1 protein-coding gene is annotated in these 603 nt (G+C 47.3%); it reads left to right on the plus strand.

The features are described from left to right. The coding region (locus tag R7O13_RS28725) for a methyl-accepting chemotaxis protein (protein WP_318305443.1) at positions 1 to 408 on the plus strand (408 nt) is incomplete at its 5' end. Between the last annotated feature and the right edge of the window lie 195 nt (positions 409 to 603).

Raw genomic sequence — 603 nt, forward strand, 5'->3', positions numbered from 1 at the left:
GCAGATGAAGTTCGCGCTCTTGCGAGCCGTACACATCAATCAACGGAAGAGATCACGCGAGTGGTGATGGACATCCAAGCGCAGATGTCGATGGTGGTTTCCGATATTGATCAATGTAACGAACAAGGTCAGCAAACCCTGAGTGCATCTGAACAATTAGACGCAAGCCTCCAGCAAATCATCACGGACATGCACGCGATTCAAGGCAACTCAGAGCGCATTGCTTCTGCGATTGAAGAGCAAGGCATTGTGATGAACCAAGTTAGCGACTCAATCACTGAGCTGAACGTCATCTCTGAAAACAACATGCCCGCCGCGCAAGAATGTTTGCATGAAGTGAACTCAGTGTCGGCTCAAGCACACGATATGGATGAAGCGGTAGCCGAGTTTAAGACTCGCTTAAAGTAATCTACTAGTAGATTCGTTAATCCAATAAGAAAGCCCGAAGCGAATGAATGCTTCGGGCTTTTTGTTTTCTATTTAGGCTCAGTATCAGCTCAGCCCAAATCGTGTCGGTAGTTATTCATCATCAAGCGGAACAAGCTTTGTATTGCCGCCATGAATCTTCTCACGTTGTCTCTGTACCAGAGCATAGAAGCCCGG

The organism is Vibrio sp. Y176 (assembly GCF_033438945.1).